The sequence below is a fragment of the Mycobacterium sp. IS-2888 genome, from assembly GCF_001954215.1.
Lineage (GTDB): Bacteria > Actinomycetota > Actinomycetes > Mycobacteriales > Mycobacteriaceae > Mycobacterium.
On record NZ_MBET01000050.1, the window covers coordinates 1 to 25,232 of the forward strand.

19 protein-coding genes and 1 pseudogene are annotated in these 25,232 nt (G+C 65.2%); 9 read left to right on the forward strand and 11 right to left on the reverse strand.

Annotated features, from left to right (window positions below):
* The 3 genes from A5745_RS24270 to A5745_RS07665 all read right to left on the reverse strand — a co-directional run.
* A partial coding sequence (locus tag A5745_RS24270; protein WP_175879783.1) for a condensation domain-containing protein occupies positions 1 to 1,819 on the reverse strand: 1,819 nt, incomplete at its 3' end.
* 39 nt (positions 1,820 to 1,858) lie between these two features.
* A complete protein-coding gene (locus A5745_RS07660) occupies positions 1,859 to 2,284 on the reverse strand; it encodes an acyl carrier protein (protein WP_076064632.1) in 426 nt (141 codons plus the stop codon).
* Positions 2,253 to 3,818 (reverse strand): AMP-binding protein, encoded by a 1,566-nt coding sequence (locus A5745_RS07665; RefSeq protein WP_170874570.1) that lies wholly within the window; start codon positions 3,816 to 3,818, stop codon positions 2,253 to 2,255. The genes A5745_RS07660 and A5745_RS07665 overlap by 32 nt, the downstream gene beginning before the upstream one ends.
* A 1,087-nt stretch (positions 3,819 to 4,905) precedes the next feature.
* On the opposite strand from A5745_RS07665, the pseudogene A5745_RS07675 reads away from it, so the two are divergent.
* Positions 4,906 to 5,698: pseudogene (locus A5745_RS07675) on the forward strand (class I SAM-dependent methyltransferase).
* Positions 5,699 to 5,713: 15 nt separating this feature from the next.
* Here the strand turns inward: A5745_RS07675 and A5745_RS07680 are convergent.
* The gene (locus A5745_RS07680) at positions 5,714 to 7,765 is read right to left on the reverse strand and encodes a glycoside hydrolase family 15 protein (RefSeq protein WP_076115644.1); all 2,052 of its coding nucleotides are present in this window, start codon (positions 7,763 to 7,765) and stop codon (positions 5,714 to 5,716) included.
* A 614-nt stretch (positions 7,766 to 8,379) separates the two neighbouring features.
* On the opposite strand from A5745_RS07680, the gene A5745_RS24605 reads away from it, so the two are divergent.
* The 6 genes from A5745_RS24605 to A5745_RS07710 all read left to right on the forward strand — a co-directional run bounded on the left by A5745_RS24605 (position 8,380) and on the right by A5745_RS07710 (position 13,388).
* Positions 8,380 to 8,817, forward strand: a complete 438-nt coding sequence (locus A5745_RS24605) for a hypothetical protein (RefSeq protein ID WP_076115645.1) — start codon at positions 8,380 to 8,382, stop codon at positions 8,815 to 8,817.
* A 218-nt stretch (positions 8,818 to 9,035) separates the two neighbouring features.
* A complete protein-coding gene (locus tag A5745_RS07690; RefSeq protein WP_240563158.1) occupies positions 9,036 to 9,239 on the forward strand; it encodes a hypothetical protein in 204 nt (67 codons plus the stop codon).
* A 310-nt stretch (positions 9,240 to 9,549) separates the two neighbouring features.
* On the forward strand, positions 9,550 to 10,596 hold the full coding sequence (locus A5745_RS07695) for a sulfate ABC transporter substrate-binding protein (RefSeq protein WP_076064639.1): 1,047 nt from the start codon (positions 9,550 to 9,552) through the stop codon (positions 10,594 to 10,596).
* On the forward strand, positions 10,593 to 11,477 hold the full coding sequence (cysT, locus tag A5745_RS07700; RefSeq protein WP_076064640.1) for a sulfate ABC transporter permease subunit CysT: 885 nt from the start codon (positions 10,593 to 10,595) through the stop codon (positions 11,475 to 11,477). Before A5745_RS07695 ends, cysT begins: the two co-directional genes overlap by 4 nt.
* Complete coding sequence (gene cysW / locus A5745_RS07705) at positions 11,474 to 12,292, forward strand: sulfate ABC transporter permease subunit CysW (protein WP_076115646.1); 819 nt, start codon at positions 11,474 to 11,476, stop codon at positions 12,290 to 12,292. The genes cysT and cysW overlap by 4 nt, the downstream gene beginning before the upstream one ends.
* Before the next feature lie 13 nt (positions 12,293 to 12,305).
* A complete protein-coding gene (locus A5745_RS07710; protein ID WP_076115647.1) occupies positions 12,306 to 13,388 on the forward strand; it encodes a sulfate/molybdate ABC transporter ATP-binding protein in 1,083 nt (360 codons plus the stop codon).
* A gap of 16 nt (positions 13,389 to 13,404) precedes the next feature.
* Here A5745_RS07710 and A5745_RS07715 read toward each other — a convergent pair whose 3' ends face one another.
* From A5745_RS07715 to A5745_RS25320, 5 genes are all read right to left on the reverse strand, one after another.
* On the reverse strand, positions 13,405 to 15,354 hold the full coding sequence (locus tag A5745_RS07715) for a gamma-glutamyltransferase family protein (protein ID WP_254848514.1): 1,950 nt from the start codon (positions 15,352 to 15,354) through the stop codon (positions 13,405 to 13,407).
* Positions 15,355 to 15,378: 24 nt separating this feature from the next.
* Positions 15,379 to 16,110: a sirohydrochlorin chelatase gene (locus tag A5745_RS07720; protein ID WP_175879784.1), complete on the reverse strand. Its 732-nt coding sequence runs from the start codon at positions 16,108 to 16,110 to the stop codon at positions 15,379 to 15,381.
* Entirely contained in the window at positions 16,089 to 16,832 is a 744-nt protein-coding gene (locus A5745_RS07725; protein WP_076064644.1) for a phosphoadenylyl-sulfate reductase, read from the reverse strand. The genes A5745_RS07720 and A5745_RS07725 overlap by 22 nt, the downstream gene beginning before the upstream one ends.
* Entirely contained in the window at positions 16,829 to 18,496 is a 1,668-nt protein-coding gene (locus tag A5745_RS07730) for a nitrite/sulfite reductase (RefSeq protein WP_076064645.1), read from the reverse strand. The genes A5745_RS07725 and A5745_RS07730 overlap by 4 nt, the downstream gene beginning before the upstream one ends.
* 114 nt (positions 18,497 to 18,610) lie before the next feature.
* Positions 18,611 to 18,703 (reverse strand): Ms4527A family Cys-rich leader peptide, encoded by a 93-nt coding sequence (locus tag A5745_RS25320; protein WP_371328371.1) that lies wholly within the window; start codon positions 18,701 to 18,703, stop codon positions 18,611 to 18,613.
* A 167-nt stretch (positions 18,704 to 18,870) separates the two neighbouring features.
* Between A5745_RS25320 and hemW the strand changes: the two genes are divergently transcribed.
* The gene (hemW, locus tag A5745_RS07740) at positions 18,871 to 20,043 is read left to right on the forward strand and encodes a radical SAM family heme chaperone HemW (RefSeq protein ID WP_076064646.1); all 1,173 of its coding nucleotides are present in this window, start codon (positions 18,871 to 18,873) and stop codon (positions 20,041 to 20,043) included.
* An 18-nt stretch (positions 20,044 to 20,061) separates the two neighbouring features.
* On the opposite strand, the gene A5745_RS07745 is transcribed toward hemW, so the two are convergent.
* Both A5745_RS07745 and A5745_RS07750 read right to left on the reverse strand, forming a co-directional pair.
* Positions 20,062 to 21,828 (reverse strand): SulP family inorganic anion transporter, encoded by a 1,767-nt coding sequence (locus A5745_RS07745; protein WP_256385464.1) that lies wholly within the window; start codon positions 21,826 to 21,828, stop codon positions 20,062 to 20,064.
* Between the two features lie 386 nt (positions 21,829 to 22,214).
* Positions 22,215 to 23,450 (reverse strand): sodium-dependent bicarbonate transport family permease, encoded by a 1,236-nt coding sequence (locus A5745_RS07750; RefSeq protein ID WP_076064647.1) that lies wholly within the window; start codon positions 23,448 to 23,450, stop codon positions 22,215 to 22,217.
* 351 nt (positions 23,451 to 23,801) lie between these two features.
* On the opposite strand from A5745_RS07750, the gene A5745_RS07755 reads away from it, so the two are divergent.
* Positions 23,802 to 25,151 (forward strand): salicylate synthase, encoded by a 1,350-nt coding sequence (locus A5745_RS07755; protein ID WP_076064648.1) that lies wholly within the window; start codon positions 23,802 to 23,804, stop codon positions 25,149 to 25,151.
* The last annotated feature ends 81 nt before the right edge of the window (positions 25,152 to 25,232 follow it).

Below are 25,232 nucleotides of genomic sequence, written 5' to 3' on the forward strand. Positions count from 1 at the left end.
GTGTGCGGTTGGTCATTTTTGGGGTGTTTGTGGTTGTTGGGGGGGTGTCTCCGGTTCCGGTGGGGGGGTCGATGGTGTCGAGGATGAGTCGGGGTAGGTCGGTGTCGGGCAGTGTTTGGATGGTGGCGGTGTCGGTGATCAGTAGTTGGGGGGCGGCGTCGGTGAGCATGTATGTGGTGCGTTCGCTGGGGTAGTTCGGGTCGATAGGCAGGTAGGCCGCGCCGGTTTTGGAGATGGCCAGCAGCGCGGTGACCAATCGGGTGGAGCGGGGCAGTGCGACCGCGACGATGGTTTCGGGTCGGGCTCCATAGGTGGTCAGCTGGGCGGCGAGATGGTTTGCCCGAGCGTCGAGTTGGTGATAGGTCAGGGTCTCGTCGTCGTCTTCGACCGCGAGCGCCTGGGGTGTGCGGGCGGCTTGGGCGGCGAACAGTTCTGGCACGCTGCCGCGCGGTATTGGGGTGGCGGTGTCGTTCCACCGGTTCACGACCTGGTCGCGTTCGACCGCATCGATGATCTCGATCTGATCGATCCGCCGCTCCGGATCAACCGAGACCTCATGCAAAAAAGACGTCAGCTGAGCTGCCAAACGGAACAGATCGTGCTTCGCATAGAGCAGCCCGTTTGCATCAAGTTGGACATAAACATCACCGCCCTGGCTCTTGTCGCCTTGACCCGTGTCGTAATATGCCGAGATCAGGAGATCATCACAGGCTCCGAAAGAGGCGCCGCGAAAAACTGCACGGCTTTCGCCAAATTTGATGTTCCCGAAGAATGGCAGAACATTGATAACGGGTCCAAATCGGCTTTTTTGTCCGTTCAACAGGCGGGCATCGCGCTGAATAGCCGAGATCTGATATCGGGAATGGGCAACCAGTGTGCTGATCTCTCGGTCCAGTGATTTCGCAAAATCAATGAATCGGATTCCTGGCGCCATGTTGATGCGCACAGGAACGACATTGGAAAGCATGCAGGGCGTGCTCCACGCGGTGCCGAACCTGTTAGCGACCGCTAGTCGAATCGAAAACTCCGATGGCGAACACGCTCGACTAAAGAAACCGGCCAGACACCCGGTCAAAAAACGCGGCAGGGACTGGTCAGCGCGACCCGCAGCAGTTCTGAGGAGAGTTGCATCGTCTCCGGTGAGAGCCAAGCTCTGATGCAACGTCGGCGGTTGCGGGGAATTTGGACGTTCGGAGATCGCCAGCGGCTCCGGCCAAGCCGCCGTGTAATTGGCCCAGAATTCTTTGTCCGAAACAAAGCTCTCGGAGCATCTATATTCCAAATCGTCGCTGGCGATCACTTCGGGACTGCAAAACTTGGATCGGGAAGGGCTGACGCTCGACGTCGCGGCCGTGTACACCTCCGCTATGCGCCGGACAGCGACGAGCAGCCCAAATCCGTCACAGACGATGTGGTGGACTACCACGAATAACGTATGGCGCGCCTCATCTAGCTTGATCAGCCCCGCGCGGTACAAGATATCGTGACTTAGGTCGAACGCGCGATGAGTCATCGCCGATATGATGATGCGTCCAGCGGATTCCGGGTTATCCGTATGGCTGACATCGACGTAATCCGGTTCCCAGGCGTCCGGGTCGCCCTGCGTTTGCCACAGTCCGGCTTCGTCTTGAACAAAGGTGACACGCAAAGTCGTTGCTTCGCGACAGACGTCACGCAAAGCTTTCGCCATGACGCGGTGATCCAGTGGGCCCAAGATTTCAAGGTGGCAGGAGATGTTATTTGGCGGATCGGGAACTAATTTCTGGGCAAACCATAAAGCCTCTTGCGCAGATGATGCTGCGATGCGACGGTCCGACACGACTACCTCCCACAACGGACGCTGATGCCGTCAATCCGGCTATGAAGTTTTGGGGTTTACCCGGTAGAGGCGACTATCGCCGTTATCGTGGAGAGCACGCCCAGGATTAGGTAATCGGTCCGTGTCCTCGTCTTCGGCTTTGGGTACGATGAGATTGGCGAGCTCGCCGATCGTGAGCTCGACAAATACCACCACTTCTCCAATATTCAAGGGAACGTCGAGAGCGCGTTCGACTTCCAGCAGGAGCTCCACCCGGGACGCTGACTCGAGGCCCAAGTCCAGCGACAGGTTGGTCTGATGATTTAGTTCCCGCTCAGAAAAGGACGGGCGCATGGCGCGTACGGCGCGGATGATCTCAGCGATCACGCGATCGCGGGTTAGCGGCGTGCCGCTTACCGGCGCCGTCTTTTTCGGAGTGTGAATCTCGGGTTTGTCATTGTGCGACGCGTTGGCAGAGCCGGTCATTGCCCGCCTCCATGAGATCTGCGGCAATTCGGCGCCTGCGCAGCTTGCCGCTGGTTGTCCTGCTTAGCCAGTTCCGCGGTACGAATCTGACTCCTGTCAGCGGCAGACCGGCCGCTCTGGCGGCTCCCAGGAGCTCGCGACGGCGGGCCGTTGCCGCCTCATCGCTGATGTCGGATCCGCTTTCGATCACTGCAACCATTTGGGTCGCTGCGTCGTTGTCGACTCCGACTACGGCAACGCGCCCCGTTTTGCCGAAGCCCGTCCGGACCAGGAAGTCTTCCACCTCGGTGGGCAAAAAATCCTGCCCGGCGACCCGTACGACTTCGGCCGCCCTACCGGTAAAGACCAGCTCGCCGTCGGCAATGAACCCCAGGTCGCCGGTGTGCACCGGAACCGACGCGGGGACCACTTCGCCCCCGAAGGGGCCCGAGCAGCGGGAAGCCGACCGCACGACTACATCGCCGATGATGCGCTCGCCGACAGGATGACCCCCGACCTCGATCCATACCTCGGTGTTGGGCGCGGGTGGGCCAACAGATACCAGTCGGGTATATCGCTCGCTGCGATCGGGGGTTTCGGGCGCATCCACCGTCCGCCAGTGCCGATCCCCGGGAGCGCAGGTCACCATCAGCGTCGCATCGGCGAGGCCGTAGCAAGGGCGCACGACATTTTCGCCGCAGCCGGCCGTTGATTCGAACGCCGTTAAGACATTAGGGCGTATGACATCGGCGCCGACGAGCACAGCTCGCAGCGCACCGAGGCGGCGGCCGCGCGATGCCAATGCCTTGGTCGCGATATGCATCCCCGCGGGAATGACCGGCCAAAAGCCCACTCGGTGAGTCGCCATCTGCTCGATCCACTGGGCCGGCGCCGTCAGGAACTCTTCTGGGCTCCACAGCAACAAGGGGCACCCGAGCGACAAACCGAGCAAGGTGCTGACAAGTCCCATGTCATGCGACAGTGGCAACCACGAGCCCGCCACGGGGTCCGATCCGACCGCGGTGGCATCCGCCAATATCTCCAATTGAGCGCTGAGGGCGCGATGTGATATCCGCAGCGGCCGAGGGCTGCCGACACTCCCCGAGCTGAACTGTAAAAAGGCCGTTTCCTCGTGAGCGACGTCGGGTTGTGAATCCTTTGATACCTGTTGCCACGTTCCGTGTAGGTAGACGAATCGAGCATTGACCTTTTCGGCAACATCGTTAATGCGTCTTTGCACCGCCGTAGCCGACTCATACGTTCGTGAACCAGACAGCACAAGTGGCACGCCGCCGGCAAGCGCCACGGCGAAAAGCCCGGCCAAGGCGTCCTGTGGCTCCTGCACGACGATCGGTACGACAGTGCCCGCGAGATCTGGGGCCATCGCCGATTCGGCCCGACCTGCGGCGACGATCTCACGCGCATCGAGCGTGGAGCGAGCGCGGATGATCGGTATCGCTGTCGATCTGCCTTCGATCGACTCGCAGAGGTCAACAAGTACGGAACGTTGGGAAACGAAGGTGTCTGGCAATAGATTTGCACCCAGGGATTTCATCGTCGCACCTCTCATAACCGGGTCGGATTTTTAGGGGCGCTGTTATGCGGTTACGTACGTAATTCGCGATCGCAAAAGCTTTCCGAAAAATCGCACCCGGGAAGCTGTCTCGTAGAATGGGAAAATGGGGCCCGATGAGTTCAAATATTGTTTGCCGTGTAGCGGCATGTAGAGTGGTATTCTGACGGTTTTTCGCCGCCATAATGAGCTGCCTCGTGGGGCAGCGGCATAAGATTTCGGGCCACCCGCCGAAGGTTTGGTGGGGCCCGATGGGCCGAATGGTGCAAATCGGGAGATGTGATTATGGCCGCTGACCACTTGCACAAACGCTGGCCCGCTAGGCGGGCGGTCGGGATTGCGGTCGCCTTCGGCGGCGATGCGCTTGAGCAACACTGTCCCCGGGTGGACCGCAAACTCGACCATCGCATCCTCCAACCGGTGCAGCACCCGCGTTTCGTAGGAGGGGTGAGCGTGCTGACCGCCGACGAATCTTCTCTCTAACTTCCTCTCTCTCCCAGCTCATCATGGCTCACATCGCTCTCGCTGCACAAGGCCCAAATTGTGTCGGCCTTCGGCCGGCATGGAATTGGGCGCGTGACTGAGCGGCCTTCGTGGCAAGCGGGCGCAAGCGTTACGAGTCGCTCACAGCAACCTGAAAAGCGTCAGTCGCGACATAAGATCTGGCGTCGATTTCGACGCGCTGCTCGGGACCCGGTTGCCCGCTGAGGCGCGATGATCCGATAAACCTGTGCTGAGCGGCAACGCGGCCCCGCGTTCACGGTCGGTGACCGTTTAGCGCCTTCGTCGTGTCACATCTCGTCCAGTTATCACCAAAGTCGCCAGTCGACCTCTTCGATCCCGTAGCGTAGGCTGCAACGTGGTTATTTAGTTTGCTAGGCGGGGTCAATAGTTGCTCGTGCGTCTAATAGATCAAATTTGTCGTGTGCCTAATAAAAATGGCCAAATTGATCGCGCGCCTAATAACAGCCCCGAATTGTCGATGCCCATTAATTAACGCTCTCGAAGAAATTAATTAACACACTCGAAAGAAATCAATTAACGCATTCGAAGAAATGAGGTTACCTATTTGACCGCAGCGTTGCCCCCGGCGTTGCGTAGGGCGCTGGAACTGCTCGCCGATCCGCCCGCCGAGCCGGACGTCACAAGGGGCTACCTCGATCTGCTGGCCGCTGGATCGGTGGGAGAAGGCTCGGCATCGCCGAACAAAACCGGCGCGATCCAGGCGTTATGGGCCTCGCCGGCGGCGGCGATGGTCTACGACAATGCCCAAGCGGTGTTGCGCAAGCTGGTGAGCGCTTTTCAGCCCTCAGTCGACTGGCTCGACATCCCGCAGGGCGGCATCATCCTCGACGTCGGCTGCGGTCCCGCCAGCGTCACCGCGTCCATCGCCCGCGCGGGGGGGGCCGGACGCACTGGTGCTGGGCCTCGATCGCTCCGAGGCGATGTTGGCGCGCGCGGTTCGTGCGCAATCGGGGCCACAGCTCGGGTTCCTACGCGCGGACGCCCAGCGGCTCCCACTGCGCGGTGAGACGGTCGATGCGGTCGTCTCGATCGGCGTGCTGCAATTCATGCCGGACCCGGCTGCCGCGCTGGCCGAGATGATGCGGGTGCTGCGACCGGGCGGACAGTTGGCGGTGGTGGTCCCCGTTGCTCGACACGCCGTCCGATTCTGGCGCAGGCTACCGAGCCTCGATCCTTACGTGTTCACCCAAGACGAGGTCGGAGACATTCTGAAGGACCACGGCTTCGCCGGCGTGCAGACCAAGAATGTTGGGCCCGTTCAGTGGGTTCGCGGCCGACGTTCAGGAGATTCGGCCAAAAACCGTGGAGCACAAGGGCATACGGGCCGGTGGCCCTGACGGTGAGCTGAACCGCTACGTCGGCGCGTTGGCGGGCTGGAACATCCCGGAGCCGTCGGATTCCTCCTCGGCGCGGATCACGTGCACCACCGCGTTGATCAACGCCAGGTGGGTGAACGCCTGCGGGAAGTTGCCCAGGTGCCGGCCGGTACGCGGCTCGATCTCCTCGGCGTAGAGGTGCAACGGGCTCGCGTAGGACAACAACCGCTCGCAGAGTCGCTTGGCGCGGGCCACCTCGCCGATCTCGACCAACGCCGACACCAGCCAGAAGGAGCAAATCGTGAACGTACCCTCCTCGCCGGACAGCCCATCGTCGGTCTCCTCGACGCGGTAACGCAGCACCAGGCCTTCCTCGGTGAGCTCGTTGGCGATCGCGAGCACCGTGTTGCGCACCCGCGGATCGTCCGGCGGCAGGAATCGGGTCAGCACCACCAGCAGCAGCGAGGCGTCCAGCGCGTCGCTGCCGTAGCGCTGGGTGAACACGCCGCGGGAATCCACGCCGTGCTTCAGGATGTCCGCCTTGATCTCCTCGGCGATGTCCCGCCATTGCTGGGCATAGCTCTTCTCGCCCTGTCGCCTCGCCAGTTTGGACCCGCGGTCCAGGGCCACCCAACACATCACCTTCGACGACGTGAAGTGTTGCGGCTCTCCGCGCACCTCCCAGATTCCGCGGTCGGGCTCGCGCCAATGCGCGATCGCCTCCTCGACCTGTTTCTTCAACACCGGCCACAGGGTTTCAGGAACCTGCTCGCGTGACTTGGCGTGCAGATAGAACGAATCCAGGATCGAGCCCCAGATGTCGTGCTGGACCTGGTCGTAGGCGCCGTTGCCGATCCGCACCGGGCGGGCGTGGTCGTAGCCGGTCAGGTGGTGCAGCTCGTCTTCGACGAGGCTGCGCTCGCCGCCCACCCCGTACATCACCTGCAGTGGATGACGCTCGTTGCTGTTGGCGCCGGACACGTCGGCGATGAAGGCGAAGAAATCGTCGGCCTCGCGGTCCAGGCCCAGCGTGTAAAGCCCCCACAACGCGAACGTCGAGTCGCGAACCCAGGCGTAGCGGTAGTCCCAATTGCGTTGCCCCTGAGGCGTTTCCGGAAGCGACGTGGTACTGGCCGCCAGCAGGGCACCGGTGGGGGAATAGGTCAGACCCTTCAGCGTCAGCGCGCTGCGCTGCAAATACGCCCGCCACGGATGGTCGGGGAAGTTGCCGATGTTGATCCATTGCCGCCAGCATTCGGTGGTCTGCCACATCTTTTCCGCGGCCTCGGCGTAGGTCTGCGGCGCCGGGTGCTTCGTCCAGCTCAGCGCGACGAAGACGTCGTCGCCCTCGGTCATCCGGGTGCGTGCCCGGGCCTCCCGCCCCTCGATGCCGATGCGCAGGTTCGTGGTCAGCCGCAGCGTCGGGTGGCTGTCGGGTTGCCGGCCCGCCTGCGCGACGGCCTCGCCGTACGCGTTGGCCGAGTAGTCCCAGACCGCGGTGTCGCGGTGATAGTCGAATGCCGGCTCGCAGCTCATCATCAGTTCGACGGTGCCGCTGACGCAGCGCACCGTGCGAAGCAGGATGTGCTCGGCATCCCAGTCCATCGGGGTGCGACGGTGCGTGTGCGAGCGACGTTCGAGGTCGTGCCAGGGCCCCATCACCAGCGCGTCGCGCACGATCAGCCAGCCGGTGTGGGTCTGCCAGGTGGTCTCCATGATCAGGCTGCCGGGAAGGTAGCGGCGGGCCGACGGCACGGAGACGCCGTAGGGGCCCAGCCGGAAATGGCCGGCGCTGCGGTCCAGGATCGCGCCGAACACGCTCGGCGAGTCCGGCCTGGGCACGCACAGCCATTCCACCGAACCGGCCGGGGAGATCAGGCAGGTCGTCTCCCAGTCGGACAGAAACGCGTAATCGGCGATCGGCGGAAACGGGTTGCGCAGCGCTCCCGTGGACGCAAAGGGTGCGGGCGCGCTGAAATCGAGCGGCGACGCCAAGGCCGATTCGCGACTGCTCTGCGGCGCCGTTTCGAGGGCTTCCCCGGGGACGGCGTCGGCCGGTTGGTCGGCAGGTTGAGCGTGCAGCACCATTTCGACATCATCGACTGTCGACCTGCTCGCCGTCCATGATTTTGCTGATAAGCGTTGGCGGTGACCTTCCCGCCATAGTTGTGCGGCGCGTCATGCGAGTGGTGGCCCGCGCCACGAGGCTTTGCTGGACTGCCTCATCGGCACGGGCATCGCGTTGATGCGCCGCCGGCGGGGTGCGTGGCTCACCAGCGTGCCGGCGCACAATTGGCGATCGTCGCTTGGCTATTGATACACGCGTCAGACCGGCTGCGCCTCAACGATTCTCGTCGCATCGTTAGTGGCGATATCGTCGAGCCGGAGATTCGCACGTACGAGACCGCCAGTGGTGGCAAGACTTTGGCAGAGCCGAACTGCGGGATCAGCAACGAGGCGACGGTGCGCAGCTGGCCGTTTCTGCGTATTGCCTTCTGCGCCAGCATAATACGAGTCCGTAAGGCTCGAGCGTTGTACGCCAGTCCAATACGCACCGACGTTGCAAAGCTGTGCCGCCGCGCATAGCGTCATCACGGGGTGACCCTCCGCGGCGTCTAGTCGGGGAGGGCACCAGATGGGTGGAGAGTCTGCCCGGGGGGATCAAGCCGGATATCCCCATTCAGTAACGAATGGAGAATGCGATGGAAACACTTCACAACCTCCGCAGATGGATCCTTGCCGCGGCCATGGCGGGCGCACTCGGTGCTTTCGGATTGGGCGCGGGGATGGCCAGCGCTGACCCGGACAACGGCGGCAGCGTCAACGGTGGTGCAGGTGGCGGCGTCAACGTGGGTCCGGTGCAAGGCGGTGTCGGCGGCAACACGGGTGGCGGCGTCAACGCCGGTCCCGGCGGCGTCAGCGGTGGTGCCGGAACTGGCACCGGCGGCGACCTTAACTTGGGTCCGGTTCAGGGCGGCGTGGGCGGCAACACGGGCGGCGGTGTCAACGCCGGTCCCGGCGGCGTCAGCGGTGGTGCCGGCAGCGGCACCCGCGGCGGCGTTGACCTGGGTCCGGTTCAGGGCGGCGTGGGCGGCCACACGGGTGGCGGCATCAACGCCGGTCCCGGCGCCGGCAGGTAATCCCTGGACAGGGCGGTGCCGGTGCTGTCGCGAATGCGGCGGCGCCGGCACCGCGTGCTTTTCCATCACGGTGACTTTTACGCTGGCGCGGGCCAACAGCAGGCCAGCCATCCTGCCCACCGGTCTGCCGCCGGCGATCCGTCGTTGCCCCGGATTGGAGGATGCGGCAGGCGCCGGCCGTTCTCGGCACATTGGTTTCCGGTGCCGGGGCGAATAGTGTGAGCCCGGTGAACGCGTTCCTGAATTGGTGGGACGGCAACGAGCTGTGGCTTTCGGGTTTGGCCTTTGTGTTACAGGCCATGGTGGTGATGCCCGTCGTGCTGGTGGTGGCCTACATCACGGCGACTTTGCTGGACGGTCTTCTCGGCAGGGGCATCGGGCTTATGCGCCGCGCCCGCCACGCCGACGGGGCGGCCGGTTAGCCCGCATGCCCCGCTCGCACGTGACGTTGATTCTCGTCACGCTCGTGGTACTGGTGATCGTCGCGTGGCTGCTAACGCACTGAGGCCGGTGGCCGATGCGGCGTCCGGTGGCAGCCCCACGAATTCCTGTTAGGCTTCGCGCCATGCACGCAGCAACCGGTGTTTTGGACTGCTATGTATTCGTGCACTGTTGTCGCTGACTCCCAAACCCGTGCGCGGTCTGGTCTGAGTTCGTAGCTCCTACTGAAATTCTCGGCGCCTTTCCGCAGTTACGGATCGATATCAATAGTCCCGTACTGGAAGGCCACCAATGTTCGACGACATCGCAGGCGCGCTGCGCCGGCGGCGGGTTCGCTATGCCGGAGCGCTCGGGCTGGTTGCCGCTGTCGTCGCGGCGTGTCAGGGCGGCCCCAGCGACGTCGTCGGTGGTGGCGGCCCGGCGAACGCCCATACGAGCCTTACCCTGGTCGCCTACTCCGCCCCAGAACCCGGCTGGAGCAAGGTGATCCCCGCGTTCAACGCCTCCGAGGAGGGCAAGGGCGTGCAGGTGATCACCTCGTACGGCGCCTCCGGCGATCAGTCGCGCGGGGTCGTCGACGGTAAACCGGCCGACGTCGTGAACTTCTCGGTCGAACCGGACATCAGTCGTTTGGTCAAGGCCGGCAAGGTTTCCAAGGACTGGAATACCGACGCGACCAAGGGCATCCCGTTCGGCTCGGTGGTGACTCTCGTGGTGCGCGCGGGCAATCCCAAGAACATCAAGGATTGGGATGACCTGCTGCGCCCCGGTGTCGAGGTCATCACGCCGAGTCCGCTCAGTTCGGGTTCGGCCAAATGGAATCTGCTCGCCCCGTACGCCGTGAAGAGCAGCGGCGGCCAAAACGCCGATGCCGGCGTCGATTTCGTGCGGCAGTTGGTGAGCGGGCACGTCAAACTGCGCCCCGGATCGGGACGGGAAGCCACGGACGTCTTTGTCCAGGGCAGCGGTGACGTGTTGATCAGTTACGAGAATGAGGCCATCGCCACTGAGCGACAAGGCAAGCCGGTCCAGCATGTCACCCCGCCGCAGACGTTCAAGATCGAGAATCCGGTGGCGGTGGTGAGCACCAGCCCGCACCTGGATGCGGCGCGGGCCTTCAAGAACTTTCAGTACACCGCGGCGGCGCAGAAGTTGTGGGCGCAGGCGGGGTTCCGGCCGGTCGACCCGGCGATCGCTGCCGATTTCCGCGACCAGTACCCGGCGCCGGCGAAGCTGTGGACGATCGCCGAACTCGGCGGCTGGGGCACGGCGGATCCGCAGCTGTTCGACAAGAACACCGGCAGGATCACCAAGATCTACATGCAGGCCACCGGATGACGGCCGCGATTACACCGGACCCCCCGGCGATCCGGCCGGAACTCGACGGCGCCGCCGGTCGATGGGCTCCACGCGGGTGGCCCTCGCGCGGGTCGGGCACCACGTCCTTCCGAGTGGGTGTGGCGCTGGTGTGGCTTTCGGTGATCGTGCTGTTGCCGCTGGCCGCCATCGCGTGGCAGGCCGCGGGCGGCGGTTGGCGCGCGTTCTGGCTGGCTGTGACGTCGAACGCCGCGGTGGAGTCGTTCCGGGTAACGCTCACGATTTCCGCCGGAGTCACCGTCGTCAACCTGGTCTTCGGTCTGTTGATCGCCTGGGTGCTGGTGCGCGACGACTTCGTCGGGAAGAGGCTCGTCGACGCGATCATCGATCTGCCGTTCGCGTTGCCGACCATCGTCGCCAGCCTGGTGATGCTCGCCCTGTACGGGAACAACAGCCCGGTGGGGCTTCATCTGCAGCACACCGCGTGGGGTGTGGCGGTGGCGCTGGCCTTCGTCACCCTGCCCTTCGTGGTGCGTGCGGTTCAGCCGGTGCTGCTGGAAATCGATCGCGAGACCGAGGAGGCGGCGGCATCGCTGGGCGCCTCGGGGCCGAAGGTCTTCACCTCGGTGGTGCTGCCGTCGCTGACCCCCGCGTTGTTATCCGGTGCGGGGCTGGCGTTCTCGCGTGCGATCGGCGAATTCGGTTCGGTCGTGCTGATCGGTGGTGCGGTCCCGGGGAAAACCGAAGTGTCGTCGCAGTGGATCCGCACCCTGATCGAGAACGACGATCGCACCGGCGCGGCGGCGATATCGATTGTGCTGCTGTCGCTCTCGTTTGTGGTGCTGCTCCTGCTGCGTGTCGTTGGCGCGCGCGCGGCCAAACGCCAGGAGTTGTCCGCATGAGATCTTCGTCGGGGGTTCGCTACGCCATCCGGTACGTCGCGCTGGCATACGTCTTCGTGCTGCTCATCGTTCCGGTAGCGGTGATCCTGTGGCGCACCTTTCAGCCCGGGTTCGGCCGGTTCGTCGAGTGGATCAGTACCCCGGCGGCCATATCGGCGCTGAACCTGTCGCTGCTGGTGGTGGCCATCGTGGTGCCGCTGAACGTGGTCTTCGGTATTCCGACGGCATTGGTGCTCGCGCGCAACCGGTTTCGCGGCAAGGGCGTGGTGCAGGCGATCATCGATCTGCCGTTCGCGGTGTCGCCCGTCGTCGTGGGCGTGGCGTTGATCCTGTTGTGGGGTTCGGCCGGTGCGCTGGGCTTCGTCGAACGCGATCTCGGGTTCAAGATCATCTTCGGCCTGCCCGGCATCGTGCTCGCGAGCGTCTTCGTCACCCTGCCTTTCGTCGTGCGCGAGGTCGAGCCGGTGTTGCACGAGTTGGGAACCGACCAGGAGGAGGCCGCCGCAACGCTGGGTTCCACGTGGTGGCAAACGTTTTGGCGGATCACCCTGCCGTCCATCCGGTGGGGCCTGACCTACGGCATCGTGCTGACCGTCGCCCGTACGCTCGGGGAATACGGCGCGGTCATCATCGTGTCGTCCAACCTGCCGGGGAAGTCGCAGACGCTGACGTTGCTGGTCTCGGACCGCTACAACCGTGGGGCCGAGTATGGCGCCTACGCGCTGTCGACGCTGCTGATGACCGTTTCCGTGGTGGTGCTGATCTTCCAGGTGGTTGTCGACGCCCGCCGGGCCCGAGCAACCAGAGAGGTGTGAACGAGGGGACTCTATGACAGCCGCCCAGACCGACCAGAGCGAAAATGCCATCGTCGTGCGCGAGGCCAACAAGCGCTATGGCGATTTCGTCGCGCTTGACGACGTGGATTTCGTCGTACCCGCCGGCTCGCTGACGGCGTTGCTGGGCCCCAGCGGGTCAGGAAAATCGACCCTGCTGCGCACCATCGCCGGCCTCGATCACCCCGACACCGGAACCGTCACGATCAACGGTCGTGACGTGACGCGGGTGCCGCCACAGCGCCGCGGCATCGGATTCGTGTTCCAGCACTATGCGGCGTTCAAGCACATGACCGTTCGCGACAATGTGGCGTACGGGCTCAGGATTCGCAAGCGGCCGAAGGCCGAGGTCAAGGAGAAGGTCGACAATCTCCTGGAAGTGGTGGGGCTGAGCGGATTCCAGACCCGCTACCCCAACCAGCTGTCCGGTGGCCAACGACAGCGCATGGCGTTGGCCCGGGCGCTGGCGGTTGATCCGGAAGTGCTGTTGCTCGATGAGCCGTTCGGTGCCCTGGACGCCAAGGTCCGCGAGGACCTACGGGCCTGGTTGCGGCGCCTGCATGACGAAGTCCACGTCACCACGGTGCTGGTCACCCACGACCAGCACGAGGCGCTGGACGTCGCCGATCGAATCGCTGTGCTCAACCAGGGCCGAATCGAGCAAGTCGGTTCTCCCACTGAGGTTTACGACTCCCCGGCGAACGCGTTCGTGATGTCGTTCCTGGGTGCGGTCTCCGCATTGAACGGCGCGTTGGTCCGACCACACGACATTCGGGTGGGGCGCAAACCGGACATGGCGATCGCCGGCGGCGACGGCACCGCCGAGTCCATCGGCGTCGTGCGCGCCGTCGTCGACCGGGTAGTGGCGCTGGGTTTCGAGGTGCGCGTGGAGTTGACCAGCGCGGCCACCGGCGGGGCGTTCACCGCCCAGATCACCCGGGGTGACGCCGAGGCGCTGGCCTTGCGGGAAGGCGACACCGTTTACGTGCGCGCGACCCGGGTGCCGCCGATCGTCGGCAGCGACACCGGCAGTCTCGGCGACGCCGACGAAGACCAGACGACGCTGACGACGGCGTAGCGGGCGGCGGCGGCCGTTATGCGTTGTCTCCCATGACCAAACCGTCGCGGCGCGGGTCGGCGCCGCCGGTCCACTTCGACGAGCTGCGGGTGATCGCCGAGAGCCCGCTGGACTGATCAGCCAAGTTGACCTGATGTCCCAGCGCGCGGAGGCCTTGCACCAGCGGGTCGTGGTCGCCGTTATCCGAGGCGTTGATTTCGGGGTCCTCGCCGCCGACGTTGGTAAGCGGTGAGTTCTCGGCGCCGAAATCGACCAGGGAGACGGCCTGCTGCGGGTTGAGTCCCCAATCCAGCATCGCCACAAGTGTTTTCACGACGTACTGAATGATCGTGGAACCGCCGGGCGAGCCGGTCACCGCGTACAGCGGGCCCCGGCCGCCCGGCGAAGGGTCGAACACCAGCGTCGGCGCCATCGAGCTTCGTGGCCGTTTCCCCGGCTGGACGCGGTTGGCCACCAGTGCGCCGTCGGACGTGCGGGGCTCGGCGGCGAAATCGGTGAGCTGATTGTTGAGGACGAATCCGTCGACCATGTGGAAGGACCCGAACGACGCCTCGATGGTCGTGGTGAACGCGGCCGCGTTGCCGTAGGAATCGATGATGCTGACATGGCTGGTGCCGTGCTCCGGGGCCGGTGGTGCGACACCGGCGGGCATCCCGAAGTCGCCCGGCTTGGCGATCCCCATGGAGTGCTGCGGGGAGATCAGCGCGGCGCGACCGGCCAGATAGCCGGGGTCGATCAGCGCGTTGAGCGAGCCCCCGGGCGGCCCGACGAAATCGGCATCCGCGACGTATTTGTCGCGGTCGGCGTAGGCCAGCCGCTCGGCTTCGGAAACCAGATGCACCCCCATCACGCTCGGGCGGCCCCCGTTGAGATCGACACGGCTGGGCGGGTAGTCAGCCATCGGAAGATGCTCGAGGACTCCGAGCGTGGCCGCCACCGCGACGCCGCCCGACGACGGCGCGGGCATGCCGCAGACTTGCCGGCTGCGATACGTCGTGCACAGCGGTTCGCGTTTCTTGGCGACATAGCCTGCCAAATCCCCGCCCGTCATCTCACTTGGCGTGCGGCCCTCCGAGGTGTCGGCGGCCGCCGCGACGATGTCGCGGGCGATGGCGCCGGTGTAGAAGGCGCCGACGCCTCCGGAGGCTATGGCGAACAACGTTTTTGAGTACGCGGGGTTCGTCAGCCGCGTCCCCGCGGCTCTGGGTCCGCCGTCGGGATTGAGGAAATACCCGCGCGCCTGCGCGTCGCCACGCAGCTGAGCCGCCGAGTCGGAGATGGCGGCGGCCAACCGGGGGCTGATGTCGAAACCGCCGTCGGCCAACGCCATTGCGGAGTTGAAGAGGTCGCGCCACGGCGTGTGCCCGTGGTCGTTGTGCACGAGCTCGAGCATCCGCAGGATCCCCGGGACTCCGATCGAGCGCCCCGAGGCGCGCGCGTTGGGCCTGGGTGCGGCCCGATCGCTGTCGCTGATCCAGCGCAGGTAGTTCTCACCCGCCGCCGCGGGGGCGACTTCGCGGCCGTCGTAGGCCTGCACCGCGCCGCTACGGGCGTCGTAGTACAGCACGAACCCGCCGCCGCCGAGGCCCGAGGACTGCGGTTCGACCAGCCCCAACACCGCCTGAGCAACCACCAACGCGTCGGCGGCCGTCGCTCCGTCCCGCAACACCCGGCAGGCCGCCTGGGTCGCCAATGGGTTGGCCGTGGCCACCGCGTAGTGAGCGGTCTGCACGACGGTCATGTCGCTGCGGTAGCCGCTCGCGATCTCGGGATTCTGCGCGGTGTTCCGCGACGACGGCGGCGAAACCGCGGGCGTCGACGGAGTCTTGGGCACCGGTGACCCATTCGCCACGATCTCGCACGGGCCCGCCGCGTTGGGCGCGGCCGGATGGTTTCCGCCGCTACATCCGGCCAGGGACAGCACCAGCGCAGCCAGCGCGGCTCCGATTGGCAAGGGCGTGTTCAAGCAACGAAGTGTACTGAACGGGGATCAGGCCGCGATGCCCTGGAGTCCAGATTTGCGGGCCTCATCAAAGCGATTCAGCACGGTTTCGGCCACCAACCGGTGCGCGCCCAACGGTTTCGCCAGTTCCATGCCGGCGTTGTCGGCGAAACTTCGCACGCGATCCGGCAGGCGCCCTGGCGCCAGGAACCACGGCGCGACGATGATCCGTCGGGCGCCCTGCCGCCGCAACCGGCCCGCCGCCTCGGCCAGCGACGGTTCGGGACGGGTCACGAACGCCGTCGTCGCGCCCGCCCAGCTCGTGCCCGCCAGCAGGTAGGTTGCCACCCGCCGAGTCCGCGCGTTGGCCATGGCGTCGGACGACCCGATCGCCGCCACCAGCACGCCAACCCCGTCGTCGTGCCTTGAGACACCCAGGTCGGTAACCCGCTGCCGCAGCACCGAGATCAGCCGTGGATCTTCGCCCAGCACATCGGCTTGGGCAACATCGACACCCGATTGGGCGATCTGGCCCGGGATGTCGACGCGGGCGTGGTAGGCGTTCGCCAACAGCAGCGGGGTGACGACGGCGTCGCGACAGTCGCTCAGTACGTCGGGCAGGCTGGGGGAGTTCAGCTCGCAGAACGCAAGGCGCACGTCGAGGCCCGGCCGCAGGCGCGCCACACGGTCCGCGACGGCGCGCGCACTGGCCGCCGATCGTGGATCCCTACTTCCGTGTGCCGTGAGCACCAGGGTGGTCACGAGGCGTGCAACCCACATTCGGTCTTCGACAGCCCCTGCCAGCGGCCGCTGCGCGGGTCGGCGCCCTCGGCGGGTTTCGCGGTGCAGGGAGCGCAGCCGATCGACGGATAGCCCTCGTAGACAAGGGGATTGACCAACACATCGTGCTCGTCGATGTAGTTCTGCATGTCCTGATCGCTCCACGCCGCCAGCGGGTTGATCTTCACCAGCTTGAACGCCTCGTCGAAGCTGATCAGCGGAGCGTTGGCGCGCGTCGGCGCCTCGACGCGACGAAGTCCGGTCACCCAGGCGGAATAACCGCGCAGCGCTTTGCCCAGCGGGGCGACCTTGCGCAGCCGGCAGCACTCACCGGGATCGCGGGCGAACAGGTCTTTGCCCAGCAGTTGATCCTGTTCGGCGACACTGTGCTCCGGCGTGACGTTGAGAACCCTTACGTCGTATACGGATTCGATCGCGTCGCGGGTGCCTATGGTTTCGACGAAGTGATAGCCGGTGTCCAGGAAGAGCACCGGCACACCCGGCCGCACCTTGGCCGCCATATCGACCAGCACGGCGTCCTGCATGTTGGAGGCCACCACGTAGTTGCACGTGGCCCAGCCGCGGGGTCCGTTGATGCCGCCGAAGTTCTCGTCGGTCCAGCGCAGGAGGTCGGCCGCGCTAGCGCCTTCGAGATCCGCGGCGCCCCGCTCCGCCAGCTCACGCAGTGCGGCCTCGCTCGGCATCGTTGCTTGATCGCTCATCGCAGGTCGGCCTCCTCCGCGCGAATCGCCCACTGCGCGAACCGTTCTCCTTCGTTGCGGTGTTTGATGAAGTTTCGCACCACGCGGTCGATGTAGTCGCTCACCTCGTCGCTGGTGACCTTGTGCTGACGCAGCTTTCGGCCGAACCCGCTGTCCAGGCCGAGGCTGCCGCCTAGGTGAACCTGGAAGCCCTCGACCGAGCCGCCATGGCCGTCGTCGACCATCTGACCCTTGAGCCCGATGTCGGCGACTTGGATTCGCGCGCACGAGTTCGGGCAGCCGTTGATATTGACCGTGATCGGCACGTCCAGCTGGGAGTTGATGTCCTCGAGACGACGCTCCAGCTCGGGCACCAGACCCTGTGCCTTGCCGCGGGTTTCGGCGAACGACAACTTGCAGAATTCGATCCCGGTGCACGCCATCAGGTTTCGGCGCCAATGCGAGGGCTTGGACCGCAGCCCGAGCGCCTCGACGCCGGCGATCAGATCGTCGAGCTTGTCATCGGGTACGTCGAGCACCACCAGCTTTTGGTAGGGAGTGAAGCGAATCCGGTCGGAACCGGCCCGCTCGGCCAGCTCGGCCACGGTCGACAGGATAGTGCCGGATACCCGGCCGGCGATCGGTGCGAACCCGACGGCGTTGAGCCCGTTCTTGAGCCGCTGCACCCCGACGTGATCGATCGGATGCTTGACCGGCTCGGGCGCCGGGCCGTCGATCAGGCGGCGCTTGAGGTATTCGGTTTCGAGAACTTCGCGGAACTTTTCGATGCCCCAGTCCTTGATCAAGAACTTCAGGCGTGCCTTCGACCGCAGCCGCCGGTAGCCGTAGTCGCGGAATATCGACGTCACCGCCGCCCACACCTCGGGCACCTCGTCCAGCGGGACCCAGGCCCCGACCCGCTGGGCCAGCATCGGGTTGGTGGACAGGCCGCCGCCGACCCACAGGTCCAGCCCCGGACCGTGCTCGGGATGGTTGACGCCGATGAACGCGATGTCGTTGATTTCGTGCGCGACATCCTGCAGACCCGAGATGGCGGTCTTGTACTTGCGCGGCAGGTCGGCGAAGTCGGGCTGGCCGATGTAGCGGCGCACGATCTCCTCGATCGCCCAGGTGGGATCGAGGACCTCGTCGAGTGACTCGCCGGCCAGCGGCGAGCCCAGAATCACGCGCGGGCAGTCACCACACGCCTCGGCCGTCTGCAAACCGACATCGGCGAGCCGGCGCCAGATTTCCGGGACGTTCTCCACCTCGACCCAGTGGATCTGCAGGTTCTGGCGGTCGGAGATGTCGGCGGTGTCCCTGCCGAACTCGGTCGAGATCTGTCCCACCGTGCGCAGCGCGGCGCTCGACAGCGCGCCGCCGTCGCAGCGCACCCGCATCATGAAGTACTGGGCTTCGAGCAACTCGGCGTTGTCGTCGCCGGTGAACGTCCCGTCGTAACCCTGTTCGCGCTGTGTGTACAGGCCCCACCAGCGGAAACGACCACGCAGGTCGCTTTTGTCGATGCTCTCGAATCCGCCCTTGGCATAGATGTTCTCGATGCGCTCGCGGACCTCGAGGGGGGCGCCGGCCTGTTTCATTTCTTCGTTGGGGTTCAGCGGCTCGCGATCACCCAGCGCCCACTGGCCCTCATTCCGGGGCTTTGCGGGACGTGCCGTGGTCATTCGGGGGTTCTCCTTCGCGAACGTTGTCAGCCATCAGCGCGCAGGAAACCGGTATCTCCGGGCTGCGCAGATCCGGGGGCCAGCTGGAGGTACAGGTGGGCTGGGTCTACGACGTCAAGGCAGACAGCAACAGCTACAGACGCGCTTGAGGTCGATATGCCGCCGCGCCACTAGGGCGATACGCAGGCTGCGGTTGGCGACGGTCACGCGCCCATTCTGCCATGAATATCGACGAGCTTCGCAACCAGGTGAAATTTCTCCTCACGGTGATTAAAACTAGTGATCCATCCTGGGCGAACGGGCTGCGAAAGCCGAGTATTCCCTGGGAGGAATCGGGCACCCGGCCCATCCCGCCCGCCGTGGGATCATTTGGCATGGCCCTTCCCGACGTACCGCCCGACCTGCCCGACATGCAGGCGACGCGTGGGCGGCCGTTCGGGCTGTATGTCCATGTCCCGTTCTGCATCACTCGCTGCGGTTACTGCGACTTCAACACCTACACGCCAGCGGAGTTGGGTGGCGTCAACCCCGACGCCTGGCTGCAGGCGCTGCGTACGGAGCTCGAACTCGCGGCGGCACGGCTGGACGCACCGACGGTAAACACGGTGTTCGTCGGGGGCGGGACGCCGTCACTGCTGGGCGGCGAACGCCTGGCCGCGCTGCTGCGCATGGTGCGCGACCAGTTCGTACTGGCCCCGGATGCCGAGGTGACCACCGAGGCCAACCCCGAATCGACGTGGCCGGAATTCTTCGATGCCATCCGGGCGGCCGGATACACGCGGGTCTCGCTGGGCATGCAGTCGGTGGCCCCACGGGTGTTGGCGACCCTCGATCGTGTGCACTCACCCGGGCGCGCGGCGTCCGCGGCCGGCGAGGCGATGGCCGCGGGCTTCGACCACGTCAACCTCGACCTGATCTATGGAACCCCCGGGGAAACCGACGACGACCTGACGCGTTCCGTCGACGCGGCCCTCGAGGCGGGCGTCGATCACGTCTCGGCGTATGCCCTGCTTGTCGAGGAGGGCACCGCGCTTGCCCGGCGGGTCCGGCGCGGCGAGCTCGACGCCCCCGACGACGATGTGCTGGCGCATCGCTACGAGCTGGTCGACGCCAAGCTGTCGGCGGCCGGGATGGCCTGGTATGAGGTGTCCAACTGGTCCCGGCCCGGCGGCGAGTGCCGGCATAACCTCGGCTACTGGGACGGCGGCCAATGGTGGGGGGCGGGCCCTGGCGCGCACGGATTCGTCGGCGCGACTCGATGGTGGAATGTCAAGCACCCCAACACTTATGCGGAGATGCTGGCGCGTGCCGCGGTGCCGGTCGCGGGCTTCGAGCAGCTCGGGCCCGACGCCTTGCACACCGAAGACGTGTTGCTGAAAACCCGTCTGCGCCAAGGGCTTCCGCTGGACCGGCTGGATGGCGCCGAACGCGAACGTGCGCAAGCCGTCGTCGCCGACGGGTTGTTGGAGCCCGAGGGCGAGCGCCTGGTCCTCACGCCGCGCGGGCGGCTGCTTGCCGACGCGGTCGTGCGAACGCTGCTGGGGTAGTTCTCAGGTGGCCGGCCGTCAATCGGTCGGTTGAGGGACCGCCAACTTCTCGACGCTGCCCAGGGCGATCCGCGTGCTGGTCTCATGCTTGGACAGGGGCCGCATGTGATCCCATCCCTCGATGACCAGCCTTGGACTTTGGTCTTGGCCGCTGAACTCGTCCAGGTAGTAGCGGAGGGACTCACCTGTCGTGTGGTCGACGAGGGGCACACGCGAGCTCAAGTGGAGATGGACCGTCCGGGTATCCGATGGAAGCTGCCGCAGCTCCCGAATCACGTGGAACAGGTTGAAACACACCAGGGGACCATCCAGGTATAGGTGGTAGTCGCCGTCGTCGAATTCCCTGTCCGACACCGGATTCCGGAACAGACTGAGGAACCGGACGCCGAAATTCGGTTTGGCGGATTCCGAGCCGTTGCGCAGGGTGTGCCAGAGGCCCACGAACCATAGGTTCACCACCAGCTCCAGGGCGATGCCGGTGATGATGCCGATGAGCAGGTCGGTCGTGACGGTCACGAGCAGGGTGGTGGCGAAGACCACGAACTGCTCCGTGCCGATTCGTGCGACCTTGAGCCAGACCGCGGGCTTACACAGCTTGTAGCCGATGAAGACCAGGATGGCGCCGAGGACCGCCATCGGCACCATGTCGATCACATAGCGGCCGAATAGCACGAACAGCAGCAGGAAGCAGGCGTTGTAGAAGTTGGCCCACTGGGTCCGGCCGCCGGCCAGGACATTCGCGGTGCTCTTGACCATGCCGGGGATGATGGTCAAGCCGCCGAGCATGCTCGAGGCGCCGTTCGAAACACCCATGGCCAGCAGCGTCCGGTCCGGGTCGGACCGGCGGCGATACGGGTCAATGTTGTCCACGGCCGCGATCGTCGCCAGGGACTCGGTCGCGTCGATCAACAGGAGGGTGACAACGAGGTAGGCGAGGGGCAGCAACAGTGCGGTATCGGTGAATGCCTCCCCGAACTGGGGGAAGACGATCCCGTGCTCAAGCGAATCGGGCACGTTGATCAGGTAGTGCTTGTCCAATTTCAGGATGAATGTGCTGACCACCGTGCCGGCGAGGAACACCCAGACCGGAGGCGGCATGACCTTCAGCAGCCGCCCGGGGAGGGCCGACAGCACGAAAAGCGCTGCCAGGCAACCGATCCCGAGGGCGCAGACCTGCGGGTGTATCGACGGGACGTGGCTGGGCACTTCGCCCAGGACCGCCCAGAACTCGTGGGCGTCGAACTTCACTCCCATGAAGAGCGGAATCTGCTTGACGATGATCATCAGGCCGATCGCCGCCAGCATGCCCTGGATGGCCGCGGCCGGGAAGATGGCACTCAGGCGCGCCACCTTCAACTTGGCAAGGATCACCTGCAACACGCCCGCGATCGCAATGGCGACAAGGACTAGGGGGTAGCCCACTGCGAGCACCTCGGACGTGGGGGCGCCCCGGCCCAGGCGGGCGTGTCCCAATGCGATCATGCCGGCGAACAGCGCCGGCGCCAGCCCCGCGGCCGGGCCGCTGATGGTCACATACGAGCCGCCCAAGAACGGCAGGATGAAACCGGCGATGATCGCCGACATGATCCCGCAGATCGGCGGCGCACCCGAGGTCATCGCGATGCCCATCGAGAACGGAAGCGAGATCATCGCCACCGTGAAACCCGAGCGAAGGTCATAACGCCAATGTTTGAGGCCGGCCAGGCCATTGCGAGGCTTTTCGCTGTTGCGAAGCTTTTCGCCATTGCGAGGCTCTTCGGTCGGAGCGGTCCGGGCCTGCCGCACGCGTACGCGTACGCGTGGGCCCCGCTCGACGGCGGCTTCATGAAGCACTGGCGCCTCCCGATGACCTAGTCCGGCGACGCGGAAAGCAGCGAGCGGCACGGGGCGTCCACGAACACGAATCAACCTTGAGGACTCACCAGGCCTCGGTCAACGTAGTGAACGCCTCTTTACGAACAATTAACAACGAGTTGACATGCGCTCGAATAACCCGTCCGGCGCACCGATGCTTGGTGCGCTCAGGCCGCGGCGCGTACGGCCGTCAGTCGAGACGGCGCGGCACGATCGGCATGGCTTGTGCCGCATGGCTTATCGAGACGCCATCGATCAATCGCCCGGCGACCCATGATGTTTCGTCGATCATTGAGCGATCTTCCAGCCGTTTGACCTCAGGTTCCCGGGAACCAGTGTCCGACCAGACGGACGATCTCGATGTACAGGGGGATTCCGATGGTGACGTTATAGGAGAACGTCAGACCCAGTGACGCGGCGAGCGGCAGCGTCGGGCTGGCTTCGGGGATTGCCAGGCGCTGGACCGCCGGCACGGCGATGTAGGACGCCGCACCGCACAGCACCGCGAACAGCACGTAGGTCCCGGTCTTGAAGTCGGTGTGGGTCAGGTAGGCGTAGCTGTAGGCGACGAAAATCCCCAGCGTTGCAAAGAGATTCGGGGCCAGCAGGCCGTAGAAGATGAAACCGAGGCCGGCCGACCGCAGGTCCCTCAATTTGCGCGACGCCGTCATGCCCATTTCCAGCAGGAACAGGCAGAGCACGCCCTGGAATGCCATGACGAAGAACTTGTCGTCGTCCGCAACGACCTTCTGTCCCTGCAGCCCGCTGATGAGGCCGATGACGATCCCGCCGAACAGGAGGACCAGCCCGGGGTTGAGGAAGACTTCCTGGAAGAGCTCGCGGGAGAACAGGGGGGCCTTGACCTTCGCCGGGCGTGGGTCGGCCTCCCAGTCGGGATGTTCCATCTTTTCCAGCGAGAGCTCCAGCTCCTGCTCGAGGGCGCGTTCCTCCTCGGACTCGAGGCTCGCGCCGTGCGGCGGCCGCGCCGCGGTTCCGGGACCGACTCCGACCTTGACGGGCGGGGTGTAGCCGGCTTCGTTGGGCATGTATCCCGCCGTGTCCAACCCCCGGTGCCGCAGGCGCGCCACCAGGTACAGCGCCACCAGGCAGCCGGGCACCTCCATGACGGCCAACATGACGGGCATGTAGGCGTTGAACGCGATGCCGACGGCGGTCAGGACCGCCACGCAGGTGGCAAAAGTTCCCGCGGAGTCCGAGCCGTAGTAGCCGGCCACAGTGGCGCGGTCGACGCTTCTTAGCCGCGTCAGCAAATTCAGCAGCAAGTAGGCGATGCCGCCGATCGCGAAGTTCAGTACGAAGCCCACCGCCATGAATCCCACGATGACCCCGACGCTGGAGGCATTGATCTTGGCGAGTTCTTCGCCGCCATGCCAGCCAATGGCCAGCAGCAGGTACATCGTCAGGCCCTGATAGATCACGTACGGGAATTCGAAGCGCACCTTGAGGATCGGAATGAGGAACCCAAAGTAGAAGAAGAGCAGGAGCGGCTTGAACAGGTTGTGGGTGAAGTTCTGCCAGAACTCTTGCAGCATTGGTGCCTCTCTTGTTGATCCGGCGATCAGGGGAAGCACCGTTCGCAACTACGACCATCCCGAGACCGTGCAAAAATTTAACCCCGCCGGTAGGCGTCCGCCAGTCGAAGACAGCGCGAAAAGGCCGTGTTTAACACAGGCGTATTCAAACGGTCGATTTCGCCAAAGTTGGTGGTCACAGCGCCGCTGGTCGACCGGTATAAGCGGCCCTAGACGTGAATCCACTGTGACTTTTCTGGGGATTCGCTGTGTAGCATTGGTGTCGCCCGGACACGCCGTGGCAGGCCGACGCCGCCCGCGCGCGGCTAGGGGTTGCGCACGCTTAGATAGGTTAGGCTACATTTACTAACCGTGACCGACGTCAGCGTTTCGCCGAGTTCCGCCGGCACCACGTCATCGCCCATTCCGCTCCCCACCCACATCGAGCCCGCCGACCTGGCGGCCGAGCTGGCTGCGGTGCTGCCCGAGCGGTTGGGCGAGGAGTACCTGCTCTACGAGCACGGCGGTCAATGGGTGCTGGCCAGCGGTGTGCAGGCCATGGTCGAACTGGACAGCGACGAACTGCGCGTCATCCGCGACGGCGTGATTCAGCGGCAACAATGGTCCGGTCGGCCGGGCCCGGTCCTGGGTGAGACCGTCGATCGGTTGTTGCTGGAAACCGATCACGTGTTCGGCTGGATCGCGTTCGAATTCGGCGTCTACCGCTTCGGGCTGCAGCAGCGGCTGTCACCGCGAACCCCGCTGGCCCGATTGTTTTGGCCACGCACCCGCATCGTGGTGACCTCCGAGACGGTTCAGCTTTTCAACGCCGCCGCTTCTCACCGCGAGGCGGTGGTCGGCCTACTCGAAGGCGGTGTTCCGCGCGTGGGCGGCGCCCGCGACGTCGGAGTGACCGCCGACCCGTCGGGCTACCGCGATCGCGTGGCGACGGCCGTGGGCGAGATCGGCGCGGGCAACTACCACAAGGTGATCCTGTCTCGTTGCGTCGAAGTGCCTTTCGCGGTGGACTTCCCGGCAACGTATCGGCTGGGTCGTCGGCACAACACCCCCGTGCGGTCGTTTTTGTTGCGCCTGGGCGGAATTCGCGCCGTCGGCTACAGCCCCGAACTTGTTGCCGCCGTCCACGACGGCGAGGTGGTGACCGAACCCCTGGCCGGAACCCGCGCGCTCGGTCGCGGTCCCGCGCGCGACCGTGAGGCTCGTGACGATCTTGAATCGAATTCGAAAGAGATTGTCGAGCACGCGATTTCGGTGCGCAGCTCGCTGCACGAGATCACCGAGGTCGCCGTGCCGGGTACGCCGGTGGTGACCGATTTCATGACCGTGCGGGAGCGGGGGAGCGTGCAACACCTCGGCTCGACCATCAGCGCGCGGCTGGACCCCTCGCGCGACAGGATGGACGCCCTGGAAGCGCTCTTTCCGGCGGTCACCGCGTCGGGCATCCCGAAGGCGGCGGGTGTCGAGGCCATCCTGCGCCTCGACGATCACCCGCGTGGCCTGTATTCCGGTGCGGTGGTGATGATTTCAGCGGACGGCGGGCTGGATGCCGCGCTGACGCTGCGGGCAGCTTATGAGCGCGACGGTGCGACGTGGCTGAGGGCCGGCGCCGGCATCATCGCGGCGTCGGACCCCGAGCGCGAATTCGAGGAGACCTGCGAGAAGCTCTCAACCCTGGCGCCATATTTGGTTCCGCTTCGCTAGCAGTCCAGTCGGGTAACGGTTGGGGCACGTTTGTGTCACCCCGCGTCAAGTCGCGCGGCACCGCGGTTTGCGTCGTCGAGA